This window comes from Serratia sp. MMO-28 (assembly GCF_037199905.1).
GTDB classification, from domain to species: Bacteria; Pseudomonadota; Gammaproteobacteria; order Enterobacterales; family Enterobacteriaceae; genus Chania; species Chania oryzae.
In genome coordinates this window covers 1-232 of the sequence record NZ_JBBCVB010000125.1, presented here as the reverse complement: position 1 = coordinate 232, position 232 = coordinate 1, and the positions used below count along the sequence as shown (strand labels likewise).

1 rRNA gene is annotated in these 232 nt (G+C 51.7%); it reads right to left on the bottom strand.

From position 1 onward, the window contains the following. A 23S ribosomal RNA gene (locus WG891_RS26840) occupies nt 1-232 on the bottom strand; the annotation flags it as partial.

Below are 232 nucleotides of genomic sequence, written 5' to 3'. Positions count from 1 at the left end.
TCGCTCGCCGCTACTGGGGGAATCTCGGTTGATTTCTTTTCCTCGGGGTACTTAGATGTTTCAGTTCCCCCGGTTCGCCTCGTATGGCTATGTATTCACCATACGATAGTGTGACGAATCACACTGGGTTTCCCCATTCGGGTATTGCCGGTTGTAACGCTTCATATCAGCTTACCGACACTTTTCGCAGATTAGCACGCCCTTCATCGCCTCTGACTGCCTAGGCATCCAC